The organism is Flaviflexus salsibiostraticola (assembly GCF_003952265.1).
GTDB classification, from domain to species: domain Bacteria; phylum Actinomycetota; class Actinomycetes; order Actinomycetales; family Actinomycetaceae; genus Flaviflexus; species Flaviflexus salsibiostraticola.
This window is the reverse complement of the sequence record NZ_CP034438.1, coordinates 852438-867266: the sequence shown is the minus strand read 5'-3', so window position 1 is coordinate 867266 and position 14829 is coordinate 852438. Positions and strand designations below refer to the sequence as shown.

The following is a 14829-nucleotide window of genomic DNA, read 5'->3' as shown; positions in this document are numbered from 1 at the left end:
ACAGCTAGCCCTGGTCGTCGAGCGCCAGCGGCGCGTCGACGAGTGCGAGGCATTCGCGGTCGGCCTCGACGAGTGCGAGCGCCGAGGAGAACTGGGCGAGGACATCGGTGACGGTACCGGCGCCCACGGCCTCCGTCGTGAGGACGATCTCGACGGTGGGCGTGCGCCCGTAGGACAGGAACGTCCACGTGCCGTCCCCACTGTTCGCCGGCACCCTCTCGTCGCCCGCGTCCAGGCTGAGCCAATCGATGCCGCCGACGGTGATGCAGCGGTCGGTCGACGGGCCGGGCTGGTCGAGGCCGCACCGGAAGGACGATCCATCCTGCCACGCTGTCGTCGACTGCGCGGTCGTTTTCGCACGTTCATAGCCGCCGATCTCACCGGGGGTTGCCATGAGCATCTGGGCGCACACGGGGTCGGAGGCATGGGGGGTGGAATCAAGGCCGATGGTCGGCGTGCAGGCCGCAAGGCCGAGGAGTGTAAGGATGCTGAGACGCTTCACACCCCTACTGTAGCCGGGGTCGATGGAGTCGCAGCCCGGTGAGAGAATGGCATCTATGAGCGAAGACGACCTTCTCACAGTGATCAGCCGGCATCTGCCCGCCTCGACGGCGACCGTCCCGACAGGCGACGACTGCGCCGTCCTCTCGCCCGCGGGGGATGTGGCGATCTCGACCGACATCCTCGTCGAAGGCGTCCACTTCCGTACGGACTGGTCGAGCGCCGAGGATGTCGGTTGGCGGTGCGTCATGCACAACGTGGCGGACGCGGCGGCGATGCGGGCCCGCCCCATGTCGCTCGTCGTCGCCATGGTCATCCCCGAGGGGCTCGCCACCGAGTGGGTCGAAGGCTTCTCGAAGGGGCTGCGCCAGGCCTGCGACCATATCGCCGACCAGACCGGTCCCATCGCCATCGATGGCGGCGACATGTCGAGGGGCCCAGCCATCATGGCCGCGGGGACCGTCGTGGGGGACATGGAAGGACGGGAGCCTGTCCTCCGGTCCGGTGCCCGGCCGGGCGACCTCCTCATCCACACCGGTAACCTCGGAGCCTCAGCCCATGGACTCGCTCTTCTCGAGGCCGGCGAGACCGGTTCTGAGGCCGACCTCTTCCGGCGGCCGGTGCCGCCCGTCGCCCTGGCGCTGTCCGTCCCCGCACGGGCGATGATGGACGTGTCGGACGGTCTCGTGCGCGATGCGAGGCGCATGGCCGCGGCATCTGGAGTCTCAATCGCGCTCGACTCGGATCGGGTGGCGGCCGCGGCAAGCCCGGGGGCCAGCCTGCATGAGGCCCTCACCGGGGGAGAGGACCACGGCTTCTTGGCGGCCCTGCCGCCGGGGGATGTTCCGGAGGGTTGGAGCATCGTCGGCTCCATTCACGCCGGCGCCGGTGTGACGGTGGATGGAGCCGATCTGGGTGAACTCGGCGGCTGGGATCACTTCACCGCATGACCGACAACGACTGAGCCCCCACCGTGGTGGGGGCTCAGGGCTGTTCAAAGGCTACTTCGTGTTGCGAACGATCCGCTCCGACTTGATGCAGTTCGTGCAGACGTTGAGTCGCTTGGGGGTACCCTCGACGAGCGCGCGGACGCGCTGAATGTTCGGGTTCCACCGGCGGTTGGTCCGCACGTGGGAGTGCGAGACGCTCTTGCCGAAGCCCGGGCCCTTGCCGCAGACGTCACATACTGAGGCCACGGTTCTCTCCTGATCTTCTCGCTGACAAGACGCCAGCGGCGTCTCCTGACATGCACACGGGGGTGCAACCTGTTCATATTAACCGAGCCCGGGTCGAAGCGCCAAGATACTGGCACTGCGGTAAACGTGGGATCCCACACTCTTCGCTCCGTGCGTGTCCCCGGGACACATGCAGGGTGGAGGAGATCGGCAGAGTCGGCCGCTAGTCTGGTCCGGGGAGGGATGATGAAAGCTGTAGCAACGGATGGGCGCACCCTGCTCGAGCGCCCGCTCGATCGGCTCGTCGGCGCGCGCACCGCCAAGGCGCTGGAGAAGCTCGACCTGCACACCGCCGGGGATCTGCTCCGCCACGCGCCCCGGCGCTACGTCCATCGCGGTGAGCTGGTTCCGCTCTCGAGGGCCGTCGAGGGCGAGAGCGTCACGGTCGTCGCCCACGTTCTCGGGACGAGCATGAGGCCGATGAATGCGAGGCGCGGTTTCCTCCTCAAGGTGACGATCTCGGACGGGCGGCACGACATGTCGCTCACATTCTTCGCGAAATCGCCGAGGCCGCTCGCGTTCCATGAGTCGAAACTCCAGCCGGGAACTCTCGCGACGTTCTCGGGCACCGTCTCCTCCTATCGGGGCGAGCTGCAGCTCACCCACCCCGAGTACCAGCTCCTCGAGGATGAGGGTGAGGTCGACGAGAAGGATATCGCCCGGCCGCTTCCCCTCTATCCTGCCGCCGTCAACGTCCCCACCTGGACGATCGAGAAGGCGGTCGGCTCCATCCTCGACCAGGTGGGGCCGGGCGACATCCCCGAGCCCCTGCCGGAACCGTTCCGCACGCAGCACGGACTGCTCGGCGCATTCGAGGCGCTCGTCGCCCTCCATCGGCCGCAGACCGACGCCGACTGGCAGCGGGGCCGTGAGCGGATGAAGTTCGAGGAGGCTCTCATCCTCCAGACAGTACTCGCCCAGCGCGGCCACGAGGCGACGGCGGTCGACTCCGAGCCCCGCCCCCGACGCTCCGCGGGGATCGCCGCCGAGTTCGACCGGCGTCTGCCCTTCGACCTGACCGAGGGCCAGGTGGCGGTGGGGGAGCAGATCTCGGCGGACCTGGCATCGACGAGGCCGATGAACAGGCTGCTCCAGGGCGACGTCGGCTCCGGCAAAACGATCGTTGCTCTGCGGGCGATGCTCCAGGTCGTCGACAGCGGAGGCCAGGCCGCCCTCCTCGCCCCGACAGAGGTCCTTGCCGAACAGCATCACCGCTCGATTCTCGCCATGCTCGGCGATCTCGCGGCCGGTGGGATGCTCGGGGGGTCCGACATCGGCACCCGCGTTGACCTGTTGACCGGCTCGCTCGGCGCCAAGGCCAAGCGGAGCGTCCTCGGCCGCCTCGCCGGCGGAGAGACGGGAATCATCGTCGGCACCCACGCCCTTATCTCCGACCACGTCCAGATCCCCTACCTATCCCTCGCGGTTGTCGACGAGCAGCACAGGTTCGGCGTCGACCAGCGGGACGCACTGCGGGCCAATGCCGGGGTCAATCTCCTCGTCATGACCGCCACCCCGATCCCGCGCACCCTCGCCATGACCGTATTCGGGGATCTTGAGGTCTCCGAGCTCACGGAAGTTCCTGCCGGCCGTCAGGAGGTATCGACGACAATCGTCCCCGCGGGAAGGCGGGCCTGGGTGGATCGGGTGTGGGAGCGTGTGGCGGAAGAGGTGGCCGATGGCGGCCGCGCCTTCATCGTCTGCCCCCGCATCAACCCCGATGATGAGGCCGCGGGCCTCGAGGCCTCCGACGAGGAGGCCAGGCCGCCGCTGTCGACCGTCGTTGAGACAGCACAGATGCTGCGCGACCACCCTGCGCTCGCCGGCATCGACGTCGGCATCCTGACGGGGCCGATGAGCGCCGAGGAGAAGAACAGCGCCATGGCGGCCCTCCAGTCGGGTGAGACTCCCGTTCTCGTGGCGACCACCGTGATCGAAGTCGGCGTCGACGTGCCGGACGCGACCATCATGGTCATCCTCGATGCGGATCGTTTCGGCCTCTCCCAGCTTCATCAGCTCCGCGGCCGCATCGGCCGCGGCACCCGCCCCGGCATCTGCCTCGCGCTGTCGTGGGCTCCCGAGGGCACGGTCGCCGACGAGCGACTGGCCGCCTTTGCGGCTACGAGGGATGGCTTCGCGCTCGCGGAGAAGGACCTTGAGCTGCGGCGGGAGGGTGATGTGCTCGGTGCGAGCCAGTCCGGTGTCCGCTCCCACCTGCGTCACCTGGAGATTCGGAAGGACGTGCGGATCATCGAGATGGTGAGAGACAATGCGGCCGCCTACATCGCCGAGGATCCCACGCTGCAGGAGTGGCCGGGGCTGAGAGCTGCCGTCGATGAGGCGCGCAGGATGACCGAGACCGACTACCTGGGGAGAAGCTGATGCTCCGCATCGTCGCTGGAACCGCCAAAGGCATGACCATCCGCGTGCCCAAATCCGCTCGCCCGACTCCTGATCTTGTGCGAGAGGCCCTTTTCTCGACCCTCGGTCATCGCGGCTACCTCGACGAGACCGACGTCCTCGACCTCTTTGCCGGGTCGGGCGCGTTCGGTCTCGAGGCGGCCTCGCGCGGCGTCCGCTCGGTGACGGCCGTCGATGTCGGCCGCGAAGCCGTGTCCGTCATGACCTCGAACGCGAAGAAGACGGGTCTCGATCTCCATATCGTCCAGTCGAAGGCGACGTCCTTCCTCGAGTCGAGCGCGGCCGACTACGACGTCATCTTCCTCGACCCTCCCTATGCGATGACGAACGACGAGCTGACTCCGGTGCTCGCCGCTGCAGTGCCGCACCTCGTCGACGACGGGGTGCTCCTCGTCGAGCGGGACAAGCATGCGGGGGAGCCGCCCTGGCCGGCAGGAATCGCGCTCGACGACCGGAGGATCTGGGGCGACACCGTCGTCTGGACAGCCCTTCACGCCGAGTATCGACGTAGTCTAAGGGCATGAGCATCGCCGTCTGCCCCGGATCGTTCGACCCCATCACGCTTGGACACGTCGATGTGGTCCGTCGCGCGCTGACCATGTTCGACCAGGTCATCGTCGGAGTCGCACAGAACGCGGACAAGAGGTACCTCTTCAGCCCGGCCGAGCGTCTCGCTCTCGCGCGGGCGTCCGTCGCGGACCTCCCGGGCGCGAGCGCGGAGCCGATCACGGGCCTGCTCGCCGACTACGTGAAATCGATCGGTGCCTCAGCCATCGTCAAGGGGCTGCGGGGATCCGCGGACTACGACAACGAGCATTCCATGGCGCTGCTCAACCGGCACCTGAGCGGTGTCGAGACCATCTTCATCATGGGCGATTCGGGCCTCGGCCACATCGCCTCATCTCTCGTCAAGGACGTGGCCTCGCACGGTGGGCGGATCGACGACCTCGTCCCCGTGCCCGTCGCGCAGGCGCTCACCCGAAAGGATAGGAATGACTGACTACGACGCAGACAGGGCCGAAGCGGGGGATTCCCTCATCGCCATCCTCGACGAGCTCATCGAGGTGGTCGCCTCTGCCAGGGGTGTTCCCATGTCGGCCTCAGCGATGATCAACAGGTCCGAGGTTCTCGACCTGCTCGAGACCGCCCGTGACATCGTTCCGGACCAGATCGAGGCGGCGGACACGATCATCGCCGAGGCATCCGAGGTCAAGGCCGAAGCACAGCGGCGTGCGAAGACCATCCTCGAGCGTGCGCACGATGATGCCGAGGAGACGATCGCACAGGCGCGGCGGAGGGCGGCGGAGCTCGTCTCCGAGCATGCCCTCACCCGGGCAGCCGAGGAGAACGCCGACCGGATCAGGCAGGAGGCCCGCCTGCAGGCGAGCAGGATGAACGCTGGCGCCGACCGCTACTCGGATGACTCTCTCGCCCACCTCCAGGGTGAACTCGAGTCCCTGCTCGCGAAGGTCCATGCCGGCCGCCAGGAGCTCTCCCGCAGGGAGGAGACCCGTGTCGCCTCCGAGCAGGCTGACGAGCACCGTGAGGAGCGCCGCCGCGACGAGGAGCGCGAGGAGACCGAGCCCGCGTATACCGAGGTCCGCTTCGAGGACCACGGTGACGAGGAATTCGAGCTCCCGTTCGAGGGGGCGTCTCGCGGCAACGCCTGACGCGCGTGAGCGGACTCGCTTGAGTGCGGCTCGCGACTGGACCACACTTGAAGGAGCTCCGCGTTCGGCGGGCTCACCGACTCACACAGGAGACATCAATGTCTGATGCGTTCCGCATCTCCCTCACCGACCTTCGCCGTCAGGAGGGATCGCTGCTCGAGCTGCACCGCTCGATTCCCGCGCCCGACACGTTCGCGACCGCCCTCGTGCGCACGATCGGCGACATCACCGTCGACGGCGCCCTGCAGTCGGTCTCCGAAGGAGTCCTCATCACCGGCACCGTCGAGTGCACGACGGTGGCAGAATGCGCGCGGTGCCTCATCGAGGTCGAGGAGGACGTGAACCTCGATGTGACGGAGCTGTACTTCTATCAGGACCGCGCCAAGGCGCTGCAGGAGTCCGGCGACGAGGAGGCGGAGGAGGTCCCCCTCATCGAGAACGATTCGATCGACATCGAGGGTCTCCTGCGGGACGCCATCGTCGGGCAGATGTCATTCATTCCCCTCTGCAGTGAGGATTGTGCGGGGCTGTGCAGCGTGTGTGGCGAGCGGCTCGCCGACCTGCCGGATGACCACGCGCACGAGAAGGATCCGAGTGAGATGACGGCGCTCGACGAGCTGCGTGCGAAGCTGGCGGCCGAAGAGCAGGGGAAGTGAGCCGGTCCAAGGGACGCCGCAAGGTCAACCCGCCGGCGAGGACCGACCGGGAGGTCCTGCTCGCCGCGTGGGGCGTCGAGGTCGAGCCGCAGCTGCTCGATCTCGCCCTCACCCATCGGTCCTGGGCGTTCGAGAACGGCGGAGTCCCAACGAACGAGCGTCTTGAACTCCTGGGGGATGCCGTCCTGTCGATCATCGTCACCGATCGCATCTTCCACGACTATCCCGACAAGTCAGAGGCCGACCTCGTCCCCATTCGCGCCGCCGCCGTGTCGGAGGCGCCCCTCGCCGCCATCGCCAAGGAGATCGGGCTGGATGAGTTCATTCTGCTCGGCAACGGCGAGCTCGTGACCGGCGGTCGGGACAAGTCCTCGATCCTCTCCGATGCCCTCGAAGCCCTCATCGGCGCCACCTACCTCACGGTCGGGCTCGACAGGACGCGCGGCGTCGTCGAGCGCCTGACAACTCCCTTCATCGTCGAGGCGACGAAGGCGGGACCCGCGCTTGACTGGAAGACGTCGATCCAGATGGTGGCGAACGCCGGAGGGCTCGGTGATGTCACGTACACGATTGAGGCGTCCGGACCGGATCATGCCCGGCGTTTCGTCGCGACCGCGGTCGTCAACGGCCGGGACTGGGGCAGCGGCAGGGGAACGTCGCGTGCGAAGGCTGAGATGGCGGCGGCGGAGGCCGCCTATGAGGAGCTGAAGAGAGCGGTGGATGCCTGAACTGCCCGAGGTCGAGACCGTTCGCGAGGGTCTCGAGAGGCTGCTGAAGGGTGAGAGGATCGATGACATCGCGGTCTATCACCCGCGTGCCGTCCAGCGCTCCGAAGGCGACGTCGCCGGACTTGCCGTCTTCGGCGGCCGCACCGTCGAGGCGGTGGTCCGCCGCGGAAAGTTCCTCTGGTTCGAGATGGAGGGGATCGCCCTCAACTTTCACCTCGGCATGTCGGGACAGCTTCTGGTGAGTGAGCCGGGTGCCCCGGCCCCCGACCACCCGCACCTGCGCGCCCGCATCATGTTCAAGGACGGCAGCGTCCTGCGCTTCCTCGACCAGCGCACCTTCGGCTACCTGCAGCGCTCCTCCCTCACCGAGGTCTCCGACGGCCGTCCAGCGGGTCAGGGTACTGAGTCCCCCTTCATCCCGGTGCCGGTCGCCCACATTGCGCGAGATGTCCTTGATCCATGGGTCGAGGTCGGTGACATCGCGCGGCGGACGAGGAGGAGGCGCACCGAGATCAAACGGGCCATGCTTGATCAAACGCTCGCCTCCGGCATGGGCAACATCTACTGTGATGAGGCGCTCTACCGGGCGAAGATCAACCCCAGACGAAAGACCAACGGGCTGTCCTACCAGCGTATCGAGGCGCTCTGGCATCACTCGAAGGACGTTCTCCGGGAGGCGCTCGAACAGGGCGGCACGACGTTCGATGCGCTCTACGTCAACGTCAACGGCGCATCCGGCTACTTCTCCCGATCCCTCCAGGCCTATGGGCAGGGCGGCAAGCCGTGTGGCAGGTGCGGGGCGACAATGACGCGTATCCAGTTCATGAATCGGTCGTCGACGTTCTGCCCGATCTGCCAGCCATTCAGTGGTGGATCCTCGTCGCGATTGTGACGAGCAGCCGACTGCCCGTGGGAGGCGTGCCGATGCGAAGACGGGACGCGAGAGCCTCCGGCCGCCGAGACGGGAGCCGGAGGCTCTAGACGTCACACGGCTACTGGCAGAGCTCCATCAGCGCGGTATATGACTCGCTCATCTCTTCAAGGGCGGTGGTGTACTCGCCCATGGCACCCATGTCCTCATCCACGAAGACCTTCTGGATTGCGTCGCGAACGGAGGCAATATCGGCCTGAGCAGTTGTCGCTGCGGCCTTGACCTCAGGGTTCACCGTGTCAGTGGCGATCTCTTCGAAGCCGTTGGCGAGGTCGCTCCACATGTTCACGGCCGTCTGCGGATCTGAGGCCGAACTCTGTGCGGACTCGAGCATGGCATTATTCGCCTCGGACATAGGTCCAATCATCGCGAGACATGCCTCGTCCGCCGTCTGCCCAGAGGCTTCAGGCTGCTCGGATGTCTCGGTCTCCTCGGGAGCCTCAGTCTCTGATGCGGACGACTCAACGGATGTGGTGTCCTCGGGAGTAGAATCATCAGAGCAGGCAGACATAGTGAACGCGATGAACGATGCGGCCATCAGGCCGACGATCTTGCGAATCTTCATTGACGCACCTTTCATAGGAGTGCAGGTTCGACATTGATTCTGCAACTCAACTCTTGTGGAGGAGTCAAAAAGCTCCGACTGCCACTAAGAGACAGTAAACAGTCTAAATCATTGCCAGGGCGCAGATGTCGTTTCTGCCGCAGGAAACCGCTACCGGCGGTGCAGGCGAAGGTCCGGGATGCGGCAGGTGCGGGGCGACAATGACGCGTATCCAGTTCATGAATCGGTCGTCGACGTTCTGCCCAATCTGCCAGCCGTTCATCGGTCGATGAGCCACGAGCCACACGCGATCCTGACCGGCCAGTGACGAGCCGCAGAAACTGGGACAATTCCACCAATGAAACCGTATCGTCGGGGATATGGCTCTGGGATAGAATCGACTCATGAGCGAAGTCAAGGAAGATATCAACGTGATGATCATCGACGACCACGAAGTGGTTCGTCGCGGGATCTCAGAGGTGGTCGAGCGCGCCGACGGTCTGTCCGTCGTCGCCGAAGCAGGCTCCGTCGAGGAGGCTGTCAACCGCGCCAGGATTGTGCGCCCCGATGTCGCCCTCGTCGATCTTCGCCTGCCCGACGGCACCGGGATCGACATCATCAACCGGCTTGCCGTCGAAGCACCCTCGGTGCGCCCGATCGTCCTCACGTCGTTCGACGATGATGATGCGCTTGATGAGGCCCTTCAGGCCGGCGCGAAGGCGTACCTGCTCAAGTCCGTTCGGGGCGCCGAGATCACTGAGGTGATCAAGGCGGTCGCCGCCGGTCGTGTCCTTCTCGACGAGCGGACTCTCACGCGTCGCCGCGCGGACCACGATGACCCGACTGCGGATCTCACCCCCTCCGAGCGCAAGGTGCTCGACCTCATCGGTGACGGGCTGTCGAACCGTGAGATCGGTGAGCGCCTCGGCGTCGCCGAGAAGACCGTGAAGAACCACATCACGTCGCTCCTGTCGAAGATGGGTCTTCAGCGCCGCACCCAGGTCGCCGCCTGGGTGGCAGGTCAGCGCGCAGCCGGATGGCGCGCCCAGAACTGATTGACTTGACCGCTCATCCCCGGGGCACTGCCCCGGGGATTGGTCTATCCGAGCTCAGTCGAGCTCAGCCGAGCGGAGCCCACCATTGAACAACCGACCCGTGCTGCTCGCCACGGGCGAGCTCGAATCCGCCGCCGTGGCGGCGGGCGCGTGCCGCCAGGTTCGCGAGCCCCGAGCGTCGAGCGCGCGAGGGGGAGAGACCGACTCCGTCATCGGAGACGATGATGCGGACCTCTTTCTCATCGACGCTGACCGTCACACCGACGGAGGATGCCTTCGCGTGGCGCGCCGCGTTCGACAGACCCTCGCGGACGACGGCGACGATGTCATCGGCGATGTCAGCGCCGATGAGGTTGTCGATCTCGGCGACAGTCTCATTATCGGCGTCGGAGGGAATGGCCTGCCCGTGGAGGGTGATGACGAAGGATGGCGCGAAGCCGAGTGACGTGCGCGCAAGTGAGGCCTCGCGACGCAGCCGCTCGACGACGACAACGTTCGCATCCGGCTCCCGGAGCCGGTGGACGATGTGGCGGATCTCTTTGACGGACTCGTCGACGGATTCGATTGCCTGGTTGAGCAGACCGATGACATCCGGCGGGCCGTTCTTTGACTCGAGGTCCTCCCGGATCGCGGTGATCTGCATACCGGTTGCGAACAGCTGCTGGATGGCGAGATCATGCAGGTCACGGCCGATCTTGGCCCGCTCATCGATCTGGGCCGCGACGTCCTGCGCATGCCGTGCCGAGGCGAGCTCGAGGGCGAGGGCGGCCTGCTTGGAGACGGACTCCGCCATCGCAAGGTCAGCCAAGTCGAACTCGGGCTGGCTGCGCGAGCGCAGGAGGATGATGACACCGGCGCCGACACCCTGAACCATCATCGGCGCATACAGCGCGGGGCCGTACCCGCGCAGAGCCGGAATCCTCATAGTCCGCGTCCTCGTCATCGAATCGACGACGACCCCGCTTCCTTCGCGGATGACGGTCTGGGCGCGGCCCTCGGGCGGGAATTCGAGCCCGATCATGTTCTCGGCCTCATAGCCGTCCGCGATCTCGCAGACCCAGGCGTCGCCGACTGACGGCAGGACGATGAGGGCGGTGCATGACTTGGAGACGACCCTCATCTTCTTCGCGATGAGCTCGAGCGCCTCCTCCTCGTCGGTTCCCTCAAGAAGAGCAGTCGTGATCGCCTGAGAGACGGCGATCCACGCCGCACGGTCCTCGGACTCGGCGTAGAGGCGGGAGTTCTGGACGGCGATGGCGGCGGCGTTCGCGAGCATCACCATGTTTGCGGCGTCGTCATCATCGAAACCGCCCTTCTTGTCGGCGAGGTAGAGCCTGCCGTAGACCTGTTCCTGGATGCGCACCGGCACACCAAGGAAGTTCTTCATGCGCGGGTGCTGCTCGGGCCAGCCCTGGAACGCAGGGTGGGATGCGAGGTCGTTGATGATGAGGGGGGCATTGACAGGGATCTCGGCGAACACCCCGCTCCCATGCGGCGGGTGGGGGAGCCGCTCGGCCTCGCTGACCTCCATCCCCGAGAAGTGGAAGGCCACGGTCTCGCCGCGCGAGCCGAGGATGCCGAGTGCGGCATACTTCGCGCTCGTCAGCCGGCGCGCCGTTTCAACGAATTCTTGAAGAGCCTCGGTGAGGTCAAGACGGGAGGTGAGGGCGAGCGCAGAGTCGAACAGGCCGGAGACGCTGTCGGGTGCGGTCGGGATGTGGTACCCGATCGGATCTGTCATCGCGCCTCCTGCACCGCCCATCTGAAGCTGGGACTATGTTCCATGAGTTCATCATAGGCGCCGATCTCCACTCCATCATCGCCGAGGTGGACGATGACGTCGGTCTGCTCGAGTCCGGTGAGTCGGTGGGTGACGACGATGATGCCGAGATCGGAGGCGTAGAGCTCGCCGAGGAGGCGGTCGGCGGTCTCGGGATCCAGGTGTTCGCCGGGCTCATCGAGGGCGATGATCGGGGCGTGGGAGGCGTGGGCGCGCGCGAGGAGAAGTCGGCGACGCTCGCCCCCGGAGATGGTCGTGGCATTCTGGCCCAGCATCGTCCCCAGACCGTCGGGGAGGCGGGCGAGCCAGTCGCCCAGCCCCGCTCGGTCGAGCGCGTCGCGCGCCTCATCCTCCGTCAGATCCCTGCGCACGACTCGCAGATTCTCCATGACGGTGGTCTGGAAGATGTGGGAGTCCTCGGCGATGAGGATGAGGGCCCGTGAGATCGACTCCCGGTCGAGGGTCGAGAGGTCCGCTCCGCCGAGTGTGGCACTGCCGCCGTGCGGCTCGATGAGACCGGCGAGCGTGGTGAGCAGGGTCGACTTGCCGATGCCAGACGCTCCGACGATCGCAATCTTCGAGGCCGGTTGCACTGTGAGGGTGAACGGCCCTGCCACATCCGGTCCACCCGGCCACCCGACGACGAGGTCGCGTGCCTCGATGACAGGCTCGAGGCCGGTCTCGTGTCGCTTCTCCTCCGTCCCCTTCTCTCCGATGAGATCGACGATTCGCACGGCAGCCTGCCCGGACTGGACGAGTTGAAGGGCTGCCGGACCGAGTGCCGCCGTGCCCTCGAATGCGGCGAGTGGAACGAGGACGCAGACGGCGAGCTCGATCCCGTTGAGCAGTCCGGCGTCGAGCTGGCCGATGCCGATGATGATCGCTGCGAGCACCGCGAGGGCGAGAGCCATCGTGTCGATCGCGGCCGCCCACGCAAGGGGCTTCGCGGCGCGGTCACGGTGGGCGTGGATGCGTGATTCGGTGCGTCGCACGGCCACCTCCATCTCCCCCAGGCGTCCTGAGATGCGAAGCTCGCCCGCACCCTCGAGAAGGGCGAGCGAGAGTGCGGAGAGCTCCGCCTCGTCGTCGATCCGGCGCTGTTCTGCGCGCCGGGCGCCCAATCCCGAGACGAACGGTCCGAGCACGCCGGAGATGAGGAGGCAGATGACGAGGGCGATAGCGATGGCGGGGGAGAGGAACCAGACGATCCCGACCGAGACGAAGGCACTGACGAAGGCGACGCAGGCGGGGAGGATCGCTTTGACGACCGTGTCGCCGATCGTGTCGACGTCCGCACCGGTCCGCGCGAGCAGGTCTCCGCGCCGGATGCCGGCCACGCGCGAGGCCGAGGACTCGGCAAGTGCGGCATAGATATTGGTCCGCAATCTGCCCATGCCGGCAAGCGCCACCCGGTGGGAGGCGAGTCGCTCGAGGTACCGGAAGACAGCCTTGCCGATGCCGAACATGCGCACCGACGTGGCCGCGATCGACAGCTCGAGGACCGGCGGCATCTGCGACGCGCGGGCGATGAGCCACGCCGATACCGCCGACAGGGCGATCGCACTGCCGAGCCCCATCGACCCGAAGAGGACGGACAGGGCGAACCGGCCTCTGCTGAGCTCGAGCGCGGCCAGGCAGCGGCGCAGTGCCACCCGCTCCTTCTTGGCGAGGATCATCCGTCCACCTCCACTGCACTCACGGTGATGACCTCATCGGCGATCTCGAGGAGAGTCTGCCGGTGGGCGATGATGAGGACGGTCTGTCCGTTCGCCTTCGCGGCGCGGACAGCGGCGACGACAGTGCTCTCTGACGCTGCGTCCAGGTGCGCTGTCGGCTCGTCGAGCACGAGGAGCGGGCGGCGCTCCCGCAGCGCGCGGGTGAGAGCGAGCCGCTGGCGCTGACCGAGCGACAGCCCCACGCCACCCTGGCCGATCTTCGTCTGCCAGCCGTGCGGAAGCTCATCGATCACCTCGTCGAAGCCGGACAGGCGCGCCGCGACGTCGTCGATGCCTCCGACGTTGTCAGCCACGGTGCCGGGCACGAGCACGGGACGCTGGGGAACCCACGTGATCTGGGAGCGCCACGATTCCGGATCGATGTCGCCGACCGGAATGCCGTCCGCGGTCACGGACCCGTCCGTCGGCTCGAGCAGGCCGAGCAGGACCGCCACGGTCGTCGACTTCCCGGAACCCGATGGCCCCGCGAGAGCGGTGATCTGACCGTGTCGGATGACGCCGCTGAGACCGGCGGGGGCGACGATGCCGCGCCCCTCGGCCGCCACGGAGAGGTGATCAATGCTGATATCGGTGCGGCTGAGATCAGGGCTTGGCAGGGTGCCCTTCTCGGGTATCGGTGTCTCGATGATATCGATCGCCTCCTGGGCTGCAGCGAGGCCGTCTGTCGACGCATGGAACTGGGATCCCACCTCGCGCAGCGGCTTGAACAGCTCGGGCGTGAGCATGATGATGATGAGCCCTGTCGTCAGATCGAGGTGACCGTAGACCATGCGAAAGCCGACCTCGACCGCGACGAGGGCCGTTGACAGAGTCGCCAGGAATTCGAGCACGGAGCCCGAGAGGAAGGCCACCCGCAGCGCCGCCATCGTCGTCGACGTGTAGCTCGTCCCGAGGGAATCGACACGCGTGACCGGGCCCCGCTCGCGGCCGAGGGCCTTGAGGGTCGGAAGCCCGGCGATGAGGTCGAGGACCTGGTCGCCCAGGCTCTCCATCGCGGCCAGCTTCCTCTTCGACGTCGACTCCGTCATTTTCCCGATGAGGATCATGAAGACGGGGATGACGGGGATACAGAAGACGATGATGAGGGCCGAGGGCCAGTCGAGCAGGAGGACGACGACGAGCGAGGCCGGGGTGACGGTCGCCGTCAGGAGCAGTTGGGGGAGGTACTTGACGAAGTACGGCTCCAGATCCTCCAGTCCCCGGGTCGTGAACGTCACGATGGAGGAGGCACGTGTCGCCAGCCAGCGGGGGCCGAGTTCGCCCGCACGGCGTAGGACGCTGCCGCGCAGCTCGGAGATCGTCGCCAGGGCGGCACGATGGCCGAATGACTCCTGGACCCACGTGACCGCCATTCGTCCGAGGAATACGAGGGCGAGCGATCCGACGAAGGGGAGCGAATCCGCCGCGTCGGCGCTTCCGTCGATGATGGGGGAGATCGCGTAGGAGATGAGGAAGCACTGGGCGATGATGAGAGCCGCTGAGAGGATCCCTGTCACGGTCACGAGGAGGACATACCGTCGGGCGGGGGCGGCGTGCGAGAGGAGTCTGGGGTCCAGAGGCTTCACGGAACTC

Annotated in this window: 16 protein-coding genes; 10 read left to right on the top strand and 6 right to left on the bottom strand. The window is 66.6% G+C overall.

Features of this window, described 5'->3' with window-relative positions:
* Window positions 1-4 precede the first annotated feature (4 nt).
* The gene (locus tag EJO69_RS04125; RefSeq protein ID WP_126039573.1) at window positions 5-502 is read right to left on the bottom strand and encodes a DUF3515 family protein; all 498 of its coding nucleotides are present in this window, start codon (window positions 500-502) and stop codon (window positions 5-7) included.
* 55 nt (window positions 503-557) lie between these two features.
* Between EJO69_RS04125 and thiL the strand changes: the two genes are divergently transcribed.
* Entirely contained in the window at window positions 558-1451 is an 894-nt protein-coding gene (gene thiL, locus EJO69_RS04120) for a thiamine-phosphate kinase (protein WP_245993763.1), read from the top strand.
* A 51-nt stretch (window positions 1452-1502) separates the two neighbouring features.
* Here thiL and rpmB read toward each other — a convergent pair whose 3' ends face one another.
* Complete coding sequence (gene rpmB, locus EJO69_RS04115) at window positions 1503-1697, bottom strand: 50S ribosomal protein L28 (RefSeq protein WP_126039568.1); 195 nt, start codon at window positions 1695-1697, stop codon at window positions 1503-1505.
* Window positions 1698-1919: 222 nt separating this feature from the next.
* On the opposite strand from rpmB, the gene EJO69_RS04110 reads away from it, so the two are divergent.
* The 7 genes from EJO69_RS04110 (at window position 1920) to mutM (ending at window position 8103) form a co-directional block, all read left to right on the top strand.
* The gene (locus EJO69_RS04110; RefSeq protein WP_126039565.1) at window positions 1920-4118 is read left to right on the top strand and encodes an ATP-dependent DNA helicase RecG; all 2199 of its coding nucleotides are present in this window, start codon (window positions 1920-1922) and stop codon (window positions 4116-4118) included.
* Window positions 4118-4681 carry an RsmD family RNA methyltransferase gene (locus EJO69_RS04105; RefSeq protein WP_126039563.1) on the top strand — a complete coding sequence of 188 codons (564 nt, stop codon included), beginning with the start codon at window positions 4118-4120 and terminating at the stop codon, window positions 4679-4681. The genes EJO69_RS04110 and EJO69_RS04105 overlap by 1 nt, the downstream gene beginning before the upstream one ends.
* Window positions 4678-5157: a pantetheine-phosphate adenylyltransferase gene (coaD, locus tag EJO69_RS04100; protein ID WP_126039560.1), complete on the top strand. Its 480-nt coding sequence runs from the start codon at window positions 4678-4680 to the stop codon at window positions 5155-5157. Before EJO69_RS04105 ends, coaD begins: the two co-directional genes overlap by 4 nt.
* Window positions 5150-5827, top strand: a complete 678-nt coding sequence (locus EJO69_RS04095; RefSeq protein WP_126039557.1) for an ATP synthase subunit B family protein — start codon at window positions 5150-5152, stop codon at window positions 5825-5827. The genes coaD and EJO69_RS04095 overlap by 8 nt, the downstream gene beginning before the upstream one ends.
* A 98-nt stretch (window positions 5828-5925) precedes the next feature.
* Window positions 5926-6483 carry a YceD family protein gene (locus EJO69_RS04090; RefSeq protein ID WP_126039554.1) on the top strand — a complete coding sequence of 186 codons (558 nt, stop codon included), beginning with the start codon at window positions 5926-5928 and terminating at the stop codon, window positions 6481-6483.
* Window positions 6480-7211: a ribonuclease III gene (gene rnc / locus EJO69_RS04085; protein ID WP_126039551.1), complete on the top strand. Its 732-nt coding sequence runs from the start codon at window positions 6480-6482 to the stop codon at window positions 7209-7211. The genes EJO69_RS04090 and rnc overlap by 4 nt, the downstream gene beginning before the upstream one ends.
* On the top strand, window positions 7204-8103 hold the full coding sequence (mutM, locus tag EJO69_RS04080; protein WP_126039548.1) for a bifunctional DNA-formamidopyrimidine glycosylase/DNA-(apurinic or apyrimidinic site) lyase: 900 nt from the start codon (window positions 7204-7206) through the stop codon (window positions 8101-8103). The genes rnc and mutM overlap by 8 nt, the downstream gene beginning before the upstream one ends.
* A 100-nt stretch (window positions 8104-8203) precedes the next feature.
* Here the strand turns inward: mutM and EJO69_RS04075 are convergent, their stop codons facing one another.
* Window positions 8204-8707 carry a hypothetical protein gene (locus EJO69_RS04075; protein WP_126039545.1) on the bottom strand — a complete coding sequence of 168 codons (504 nt, stop codon included), beginning with the start codon at window positions 8705-8707 and terminating at the stop codon, window positions 8204-8206.
* A 125-nt stretch (window positions 8708-8832) separates the two neighbouring features.
* On the opposite strand from EJO69_RS04075, the gene EJO69_RS12750 reads away from it, so the two are divergent.
* Together EJO69_RS12750 and EJO69_RS04065 are read left to right on the top strand one after the other, a co-directional pair.
* Window positions 8833-8979, top strand: a complete 147-nt coding sequence (locus EJO69_RS12750) for a zinc finger domain-containing protein (RefSeq protein WP_126039543.1) — start codon at window positions 8833-8835, stop codon at window positions 8977-8979.
* Window positions 8980-9120: 141 nt separating this feature from the next.
* Complete coding sequence (locus EJO69_RS04065; RefSeq protein ID WP_126042324.1) at window positions 9121-9741, top strand: response regulator; 621 nt, start codon at window positions 9121-9123, stop codon at window positions 9739-9741.
* A gap of 64 nt (window positions 9742-9805) precedes the next feature.
* On the opposite strand, the gene EJO69_RS04060 is transcribed toward EJO69_RS04065, so the two are convergent.
* The 3 genes from EJO69_RS04060 to cydD are packed head-to-tail and all read right to left on the bottom strand — an operon-like array spanning window position 9806 to window position 14822.
* Window positions 9806-11482: a GAF domain-containing sensor histidine kinase gene (locus EJO69_RS04060; RefSeq protein ID WP_126039540.1), complete on the bottom strand. Its 1677-nt coding sequence runs from the start codon at window positions 11480-11482 to the stop codon at window positions 9806-9808.
* Window positions 11479-13197: a thiol reductant ABC exporter subunit CydC gene (gene cydC / locus EJO69_RS04055; protein ID WP_126039537.1), complete on the bottom strand. Its 1719-nt coding sequence runs from the start codon at window positions 13195-13197 to the stop codon at window positions 11479-11481. Before cydC ends, EJO69_RS04060 begins: the two co-directional genes overlap by 4 nt.
* A complete protein-coding gene (cydD, locus tag EJO69_RS04050; RefSeq protein WP_164519865.1) occupies window positions 13194-14822 on the bottom strand; it encodes a thiol reductant ABC exporter subunit CydD in 1629 nt (542 codons plus the stop codon). Before cydD ends, cydC begins: the two co-directional genes overlap by 4 nt.
* Between the last annotated feature and the right edge of the window lie 7 nt (window positions 14823-14829).